Source organism: Flavobacterium tistrianum, assembly GCF_003254545.1.
In the GTDB taxonomy this organism is placed as follows: Bacteria; Bacteroidota; Bacteroidia; order Flavobacteriales; family Flavobacteriaceae; genus Flavobacterium; species Flavobacterium tistrianum.
Genome location: NZ_QJRH01000069.1, coordinates 362,969 through 372,728, shown reverse-complemented (window position 1 = coordinate 372,728; position 9,760 = coordinate 362,969). Strand labels below are relative to the sequence as shown.

At 33.6% G+C, this 9,760-nt stretch carries 6 protein-coding genes; 3 read left to right on the top strand and 3 right to left on the bottom strand.

From position 1 onward, the window contains the following. On the top strand, nt 1-1,981 hold a 1,981-nt coding region (locus DMB71_RS13630), incomplete at its 5' end, for a T9SS type A sorting domain-containing protein (RefSeq protein ID WP_162614823.1). Between the two features lie 218 nt (nt 1,982-2,199). Beyond that, entirely contained in the window at nt 2,200-2,727 is a 528-nt protein-coding gene (locus tag DMB71_RS13625) for a hypothetical protein (RefSeq protein ID WP_111366945.1), read from the top strand. Nucleotides 2,728-2,795: 68 nt separating this feature from the next. Here DMB71_RS13625 and DMB71_RS13620 read toward each other — a convergent pair whose 3' ends face one another. From DMB71_RS13620 to DMB71_RS13610, 3 genes are all read right to left on the bottom strand, one after another. Further along, nucleotides 2,796-4,616, bottom strand: a complete 1,821-nt coding sequence (locus DMB71_RS13620) for a T9SS type A sorting domain-containing protein (RefSeq protein ID WP_111366944.1) — start codon at nt 4,614-4,616, stop codon at nt 2,796-2,798. A 162-nt stretch (nt 4,617-4,778) separates the two neighbouring features. Next, complete coding sequence (locus tag DMB71_RS13615; protein WP_111366942.1) at nt 4,779-5,750, bottom strand: TerC family protein; 972 nt, start codon at nt 5,748-5,750, stop codon at nt 4,779-4,781. Nucleotides 5,751-5,966: 216 nt separating this feature from the next. After that, on the bottom strand, nt 5,967-6,983 hold the full coding sequence (locus DMB71_RS13610) for a glutamine synthetase beta-grasp domain-containing protein (protein ID WP_111366941.1): 1,017 nt from the start codon (nt 6,981-6,983) through the stop codon (nt 5,967-5,969). A 430-nt stretch (nt 6,984-7,413) separates the two neighbouring features. On the opposite strand from DMB71_RS13610, the gene DMB71_RS13605 reads away from it, so the two are divergent. Beyond that, nucleotides 7,414-9,603 carry a glutamine synthetase III family protein gene (locus DMB71_RS13605; protein ID WP_111366939.1) on the top strand — a complete coding sequence of 730 codons (2,190 nt, stop codon included), beginning with the start codon at nt 7,414-7,416 and terminating at the stop codon, nt 9,601-9,603. Nucleotides 9,604-9,760: the final 157 nt, after the last annotated feature.

Sequence of the window (9,760 nt, the reverse complement as noted above, 5' to 3'; positions counted from 1 at the left end):
ATTGGATGCCGCTTTCGAAACCTTCAAAGCGGGCTTTAAAGTGAGCGGAGGATGCGATGCGAAAGGACAGATCCAAGGAAATCCTAAGGCTCCGAAACTATGCGACGGAGGCACAACAACAGTGACCTATAAAGTGACCGACAAATGCTACGAGACCACCATCAGCCGAGACTTCACCATCACGGCTCCTGCAGCAGTAGTTCCTTTATCACCTAATCCTTTTAGTGCTTCCGCTTGTGCTTATGCTGACCAAGCTGCAGTAAATGCTGCTTTTGAAATCTTCAAACAAGGCTTTAGTGTAAGTGGTGGTTGTGATGCCAAAGGTGTATTTGTAGGTAATCCGGTAGCGCCAAACTTATGTCAGGGAGGAACGACCAGTGTTAGTTATAAGGTAACTGATAAATGTTATACTACTACAATCAGCAGAGACTTCACTATTACTATTCCTGCAGCAGTAACGCCAGAGACTCCTGCAGCAGTAAATGCTTTAGCTTGCGCTTATGCGGATCAGGCCGCACTGGATGCAGCTTTCGAGATATTCAAAGCTGGTTTTAAAGTGAGCGGAGGATGCGATGCGAAAGGAGTTATTCAAGGCAGTCCGGTTGCGCCGAAACTATGCGAAGGAGGAACAACAACAGTCAGTTATAAAGTAACTGATAAATGTTATGAAACTACTATTAGCCGAGACTTCACTATTACTAAAGTTAATTTGCTTAATGTTTCAAGTCCTCCAAATAAAACAGTTGTTTGCGGTGAAAATCCAGATGGTGCATTTGCTGCATGGATTGCTGGATTTAAATTTACTGGAGGATGTACAGGAAATGTTCAAGCTACAGATTTATCTCAATTTGTAAAACCTGAGATTGGAACGGCATTAGTTATTGAATATGTTGTTTCGAATAATTGTGAAACGATTAAAAAAACATCAACATTTTTAATCACTCCATGTACAACTCCAATTTGTACATATACTCAAGGAGCTTACGGAAATATTGGAGGTATGGCCTGTGCAGGAGGACAATCTTACACAACTAAAGCTCTTATCGCAAAAGCATTAAGTGCGTACCCAGGAGGAACAATGACAATTGGTTTAGTTGGAAAATCTGTTTTAGTATCTAATAATCAGGCTGATATTAACGGTGTAATAGCAGTTTTACCAGGAGGAGGAGGAAGCAAAATGCTTGCAAATGGAAACCCTCACATTAGTGCATTACCTTCATCATATCTTAAAAATGGAAGAATCAATAATACTTTATTGGCTCAAACCATTACTTTAGGGCTTAATTTAGGTATTGATAGTGAGTTGAGTAAATTTAAATTGCAAGCAGGTATATTGGCAGTTGCTCAACCTGAAGGCGGTTGCGGATCTAAAACTCCAAAAGTGCGTTCTTGTAATCTTGACGGAACAGTAAGTAATGAGTACAAATATTACACTATTCCAAACAATGTGGTTAGTAAACTAGGAGGAGATAAAACAGTTGGTGATTTGTTTAATTTGGCTAATCAAGCATTAGGAGGCGGAAACACTAATGGAGTTTCTCTTTCTGATATTGCAAGCTTGGTAGATTTGATAAATAATGCATTTGATGAATGTAGAATCGCTATAGGATACAACATTCAACCACTTGCGTGTGGAGCTACTCAAGAATCAATAGTTACTCAGACACCTACTACTACAGAAAAACCTGTATTGGAAAGTACTGCAAAAGAAAGTAAAAAACCTGGTTTTGATGCTTATCCTGTTCCATTCAAAAATTACATTACTATTCGTTATAACTTTGATTATACGAGCAATGTCAGAATTGAATTGTTTGATCTATCAGGAAAATTGTTGTCTTCTAAAACAGATACAGATTCGTATTTTGGAAAAGAATATAACTTTAATATTGATTTCTACGTAGGTAAATTCCAAGTTTACATTTTACAAATTACGACTAATAAAGGCAGCAGTAGTAAAAAAATCATTTCTGCTGGTAATTAAATTCATTTATAAATCTTATTTAAAGCATCCGTTAAAAGCGGGTGCTTTTTTTTGAAAATTATTTTTCTTTTATCCTTTAATTATGAGTGTTTTACGAGTAAAATGATTTAGCGAATGCAGATGAGATTTAAAAAAAATAGAGGAAAAATCATGTTTTTCTTTTTTTTGGTTTAATTTTTGGAATACCTTTATATAGTATAATCCTTAAAAAAATAATTATGAAAAAGATACTTACCTTATTTGCAGTTATCGGTTTAATTGCATTTTCTAGTTGTGAAGGACCAGAAGGGCCTCCAGGACCTCGTGGTCCAGAAGGGCCTGTTGCCGAAGTTTTTGAACTTCAAAATGTAAATTTTGATTATAACAAAGATGATGGTTATAATATTTATAGAAAATTAACACCAAATATTGTGGATTCAGATGTTATTTTGATATATCGATTGTCAGGATTAATTAACTCTACAACTCCAATTTGGCAGCAAATTCCAAGAACACTTTTTCTGTCTCAAGGTGAGCTTGATTATGATTTTGATTTTAGTAGAACTGATTTCACTATTTATGCAAGAGGAACTTATGATTTGTCTTTAACTCCAGATCTTATTAGAAATCAAACTTTTAGAATTGTAATTGTTCCAGGCGATTTTTCAACAACAGGAAAATCTGTTAGCAAGCCTGATTATTCAGATTATAATGCCGTTATCAAGAAATATAACATTGACGATAGTAATGTTAAGCATTTAAATTAATATTTTTGAAATTGATTTAAAACATAAAAAAAGGAAATCGTAAAGATTTCCTTTTTTATTTAAAGTTGTTATTGTTTAATAAAAGATAATTTAGTGATTCTTGTTGGAGTTGATTGAATATTTATAAAATATATTCCCACTGGCAGATTTGAAATATCTATACTTATTATATATGGGGTTATAAGTGAGAAATTATTTAAATTGACAGTTTCTCCAATGTTATTGACAATACTTACTTGAGTAGTCTCTGTTTTATAAGCAAAATTTGTATTTTCAATGTTTATTACTGAAGTGGCCGGATTTGGATATATTTTTATGTCAGATTGGTTACCATTTCCAGTTAATGAAACCTCATTGCTGTAACTTTTTGATTTTCCAGAAATCCATTTGTTATTTTGGTCATAACCACTATAGGTGACTTCAGTAATTCTTCTGTATTTATAATTGTTTTTTAATGTTAACGATTCTCCTCTTCTTGAAACAATTTCTAATGGTTGTGTTGGTGTGTAATCTTTATTTGTTGCTCCAACTATGTTCTGCCAGGAATTATCAGTAATGTCACTGCCGTTTACTTGAAGTTGCCATTGGTATGTGACATAGTGCTGGTGGATTGTAACTATATTTGGATCAGACGTTATAGATGAACCACTTATAGATTCTGGAGATTCAATTTGAGTTGGAGATGAAATTTTTAAGACTTGATCACAGCATATTGTGTTATTGTTTCTAATTGTCCTAACTAATATTTTTAGTTCATTACTTACTCTTTTTAAATTTTGATATACTGCAATTCGTCTTACTAAATAGTAGTTATCTTCATTAAAATCAAGATCATTAGGTAAGAAATTTCCTAGACTCTCTGAGTTTTCATTTTGTATAGTTTTCCAATTTTTAATATTTGTTTTTGTGTATTCCCATTCATATCTATCCACATTAACAACGTTATCTCCTCTTTGTTCTGTTTGGTTTGGATTTTGTAAAATTGTTAAGTTTATTTTTACTCTTGCTCCATTAATGTTTTTTGAATTTGTGGATATTGTTTCAGCAAAACCATTTGTGTCAAATGGTCCGTCAATTGAAATTATATTTTCAGAAAATGGAGATTTGATTACAGTGATAGTTACAACATTACTTGTGTTTGGGTAGTCATTAAGATAACTATAGCCTAGCATTCTTTTTACTGTGAAGGTTCCAAGAGAACTTGTATAATCTAAAGCTATGCTCTGGTTAATGTTGTCCACATTCAAAAAGTTGGGAGGAAGCGGATTGCCATTTGTTTCCCAACTAGCTTTTATGCCATAAGGTTCATTATCGTATGGATTTAAGTATTTAGATCCGGTTATTGGTTGTGGTCTTTCTCCTAATCTAACCGTCTGATTACAGCATAATGTATTGGTAATATTTCTTGGATTAGGGGCATCTGCAGGAGGATTTAGAGTGGTGCCTGAATTCATAGTCGAATTTTTAATCACCGCTAAATTGGAGCTTCTATAAGCTGTTCCAGCAGGATTTTTGTATTCAGCATAAATGAATCCCCCGGAAGTTAGAAAATCACTCCAGTATAAATTTATTACAACGCTTCGAGTTGCAGTCCTTCCTCCACCAAAAAAAAGTGCGCCACCATCTCCACCAGCTGCTACATTAGCATTTGTACTGCTTAAATTGGAATAGTAAATTTTTAATGTTCCATAATCGTTAACAGCAACATTACTAGGAATATCAACTTTAATGTTTAATGAAATAGTTGAATTTGGCATCGAAGCTAAATTGATTGGACCAGTATTTATATTGGTATTATTTACTGCTGTAGGTGTTAATGTAACGGTTTGTGCGAACATTAATGTACTGAGCATTAATGTTGCAATTAGAAATAAGTAATTTTTTTTCATGATTATAATTTAAATTAAAAAGTCTAAAGTAAATGTTTATATGTAATTTCTTTAATTTTAAAAGTTAAATTATAAGAAAAGTAATAAAAAATAACTTATTGTTATAAAAAAAAAGGAAATCTTACGATTTCCTTTTTTTATGAATATATGTTTTGTAGCTAATTATTCTTCGCTTGACGAATCATTTAAAACTTTTTCTGGTCCGAATTTAAGGGAAACTAAAATTCCTACTAGAAGAGATAAAGCAATAAATCCTAAAGAAGCCCATTCTGGAACGTGGAAGAAATCGTGTAAAAGCATTTTTAATCCCACAAAAGCTAAAATTGCAACTAAGCTGTATTCTAAATAGCTGAATTTTGCCAACATATTTGCTAAGAAGAAATACATAGAACGTAATCCTAAAATAGCAAAAATATTAGAGCTAAATACTAAAAACGGATCTTTGGTAATGGCAAGAATTGCTGGAACACTGTCAACTGCAAAAAGAACGTCCATAACTTCAATAACAATTAAAGCTACGAATAATGGAGTAGCGGCTTTTTTTGCAGTTTTGGTTGTGATGAAAAATTTTTCTCCATCCGTTTCCGATGTAATCGGCATCACTTTGCCTAAAGCTTTATAGATAAAAGAATCTTTTGGGTGAAAATCTTCTTCTTCTCCAGAAAAAAGCATTTTTATAGCGGTAAAAATTAAGAAAACTCCAAATACATACGTTGTCCAAGCAAATTTATTGATCAACATTACTCCGAAGAAAATCATTAATCCGCGGAAAACAATAGCGCCTAAAATTCCCCAGAACAAAACGCGGTGCTGATACTTTTGCGGAATTTTGAATGAAGCAAAAATAATCGCAATAACAAATATGTTATCTACACTCAGCGAAAGCTCAATCAAATAACCCGTTATAAACTTCATTGAAGCCACAGTCGGCTTCAAATTGTCAGGGTTATCAATATAGTCTGTGGTGTAAAGCCAATAAATTACTCCTGAAAAAAGAAAAGATAAAGTTACCCAAACCAAAGTCCATTTACTGGCTTCTTTAGTACTAATGATGTGGGGTGTTTTGTTGAAGACACCTAAGTCTAAAGCAAGAATAAAAATTACAGCAAGTAAAAAGAGTGACCAGACTATCATAATGATTTTTTTTAATGATTTACAAAGATAAGTTTTGATATCTAACTTAAAAATTAAATTTATCAGAAACTTACTTTTAAAATTATGAGTTATAAGTTTTGAGAGAACTTTGTCAAAGTTTGAAACTTTGACAAAGTTGAACTTGCTAAGATTGTCTAAAAAAAAGTGCCAGCAATTATGCTGGCACTTTTTAGAATATATATTGTAAGCTTTGAATTATAGCGCTGAGTTAACAGTTTTGATAATTCTAGCAGCAATTTTGTAAGGGTCTCCGTTTGAAGCTGGTCTTCTGTCTTCTAACCAACCTTTCCAACCTTTTTGAACAGTCATCAAAGGAATTCTGATAGAACATCCTCTGTCTGAAACTCCATAAGAGAAATCGTTGATAGAAGCAGTTTCGTGTTTACCAGTTAAACGTTGCTCGTTGTAAGCTCCGTAAACCGCGATGTGCTCTTTTGTAACAGGACGGAAAGCCTCGCAGATTTTCTCGTAAGTTTCTTGAGAACCACATGTTCTAAGAACTGTGTTAGAGAAGTTAGCGTGCATACCAGAACCATTCCAGTCAGTATCTCCTAATGGTTTTGGGTGATATTCGATATAATAACCATATTTCTCAGTTAAACGGTCTAATAGGTAACGAGCAACCCAGATTTCGTCTCCAGCTTTTTTAGCTCCTTTAGCGAATAATTGGAACTCCCATTGTCCGCAAGCAACCTCTTGGTTGATTCCTTCAAAGTTGATTCCAGCAGCGATACATAAGTCAGCGTGCTCTTCAACTAATTTTCTACCGTGTGTGTTTTTTCCACCTACTGAACAGTAGTACATCCCTTGTGGAGCAGGGTATCCTCCAACTGGGAAACCAAGTGGAAGTTGTGTTTTAGTATCCATGATGAAATACTCTTGCTCGAATCCAAACCAAAAATCATCATTATCATCATCAATTGTAGCTCTACCGTTAGAAGGGTGTGGTGTTCCGTCAGCATACATAACTTCGCACATAACTAACCATCCATTGATACGAGTTGGATCTGGATAGATTGCAACTGGAACTAATAAACAGTCAGAAGATCCACCTTCAGCTTGTCTTGTTGATGAACCATCAAATGACCAATTTCCAAGTTCTTCTAATGTTCCTTTGAAGTTTTCGTGCTCTTCAACTTTAGTTTTACTTCTAAGATTTTGAGTTGGTTCATATCCGTCTAACCAAATGTACTCTAACTTAATTTTAGCCATAATAATATAAATTAATTTTTTTGTTTTTTTTTCGTTGGGTCAAATATAGATTTATTTTTTCAGTCCCAAAAATTAGGGGGCTATTTTGTTTTATGAAGTATAATTTTTTAGATAAGCGCAATTTTGATGGGGGTATATTTCAAAATAAGCAATTTTAATTACCTTAAAAAAATAAATTCGTAATAATTAAGGTTCATTTTTGAATTTATGAGTTAAGGAATTATGAAAAAATGTTTATTTAATCAATAATGCCGTACAGTTTTGTTATATTTCTGTAGTTTGAATTCATTATTCTTTGAAAAAAGCCTTTTATGTTGAAAAATTATAGTTCAAAAATCTAAAATTTATATTCCAAACAGGTGTTTTAATTGTTTATATTTGCTGATCATTTTTTAATGAAAATTATTACGAATTTAAAATATACATAACCATGTCAACATTACGTTTTCAAGCTTTACAACAAGCTTCTAACAGAAAGCCGGTGCATTTTGAAGAAATTGGCCGAAAATCAAATCTTTTTGGTGCCAATGTTTTTAATGAAAAGGCTATGAAGCAGTATTTAACTTCAGATGCTTTTAGAGGAGTAAGAGATGCTATCCAGCACGGAACAAAAATAGATAGAAAGCTGGCAGATTATATTGCCATGGGAATGAAGGAGTGGGCTCTTTCTAAAGGAGTTACTCATTATACGCATTGGTTCCAACCATTAACAGGAACAACGGCGGAGAAACACGATGCTTTTTTTGAAACTTCTTATGACGGAAGTGAATCTGTAGAAAAATTCGGCGGTGCTCAATTGGTACAGCAGGAACCAGATGCATCTAGTTTCCCGAACGGCGGAATCAGAAATACTTTTGAAGCAAGAGGTTATACAGCTTGGGATCCGACTTCTCCAGCTTTTATATATGGTACAACTTTATGTATTCCGACAGTATTTATCGCTTACACAGGTGAAGCTTTAGATAATAAAATACCTTTATTAAGAGCATTGTCTGCAATTGACGAAGCGGCTACAGAAGTTTGTAAATATTTTGACAAAAACGTAAAAAAGGTAACGGCAACTTTAGGATGGGAGCAAGAATATTTCTTGATTGACAAAGCTTTGGCAAATTCTCGTCCTGATTTAATGATGACAGGAAGAACATTATTAGGTCACACTTCAGCAAAAGGGCAACAGTTAGACGATCACTATTTTGGATCTATCCCAACTCGTGCTCTTACTTATATGAGAGATTTAGAGCAGGAATGTATGTTATTAGGTATTCCAGTAAAAACGCGTCACAACGAGGTTGCGCCAAATCAGTTTGAGTTGGCTCCAATTTTTGAAGAAACTAATTTGGCAGTTGACCACAACTCGTTATTAATGGATGTAATGCAAAGAGTGGCTGAACGTCATGACTTTAAAGTATTATTTCACGAAAAACCATTTAAAGGAGTAAACGGTTCAGGAAAACATAACAACTGGTCATTGGCTACAGATACAGGAGTTAATTTATTGAGTCCGAGCAAAACGCCAATGAGCAATTTACAGTTCTTGACTTTCTTTATTAATACGATTAAAGCAGTAAACGATAACGAAACTTTATTAAGAGCGTCTATCGCAACAGCAAGCAACGATCATAGGTTAGGAGCAAACGAAGCGCCGCCAGCGATTATGTCTGTATTTATTGGAGCGCAATTGACAAAAGTTTTATCTGAGTTAGAAAGCGTAACGACAGGAAAACTTTCGCCAGAAGAAAAAACAGACTTGAAATTGAATGTTGTTGGTAAAATTCCAGACGTATTATTAGACAATACAGATCGTAACAGAACTTCGCCTTTTGCTTTTACAGGAAATAAATTTGAGTTTAGAGCAGTGGGTTCAAATTCAAACTGCTCGAATGCAATGACAACTTTGAATGCGATTGTAGCAAAACAGTTAATCGACTTTAAAAATGAAGTAGAGAACTTGATTGAAAATAAAGACATGAAAAAAGACGATGCGATCTTCAATGTCTTAAGAGAATACATCAAACAATCTAAAAAGATTCTTTTTGAAGGAGACGGTTATAGCGAAGCTTGGGAAAAAGAAGCGGCAAAAAGAGGTTTAAGCAATTTTAAAACAACTCCAGAAGCTATAAAAGCAAAAGTTTCTAAACAAGCATTGGATTTATTTGAGCAATTAGGAATTTTTAATCATGTTGAAGCTGAAGCGCGTTACGAAATCGAATTGGAAGAATACACTAAAAAAATCCAAATTGAAGGACGTGTTTTAGGAGATATTGCTAGAAACCATGTTATTCCGACAGCAATTCGTTATCAAAATACTTTAATTGACAACGTAAAAGGATTAAAAGAAATTTTCGGAAAAGATTTTGAAGCATTGGCTAAAGAGCAAATTGTTCTGATAAGAGAAATTTCTGGCCATATTGAAGGAATCAATTCTAAAGTATTGGCTATGACTAACGAAAGAAAGAAAGCAAACCAATTGACTGATGCTCAAAAAATGGCAGAAGCGTATTGCAATAACGTAAAACCATATTTTGATGAAATTCGTAATCACTGTGACAAATTGGAGTTACTAGTAGATGACGAAAGTTGGACATTAACCAAATACAGAGAGCTATTATTTACGAAATAGTCATTTTTGCTGAATAGTTTTTGCCACGAGTTGGACTAATTCTCCCAGTTATTTTTTTATAAAGAATAGAAATTGGTGGAAATCAGTGTAATTCGTGGCAAACTTTTTTTGAATCAAATATGCGAATCATTCAAAGAATTAAAAAAAGGGATTATCT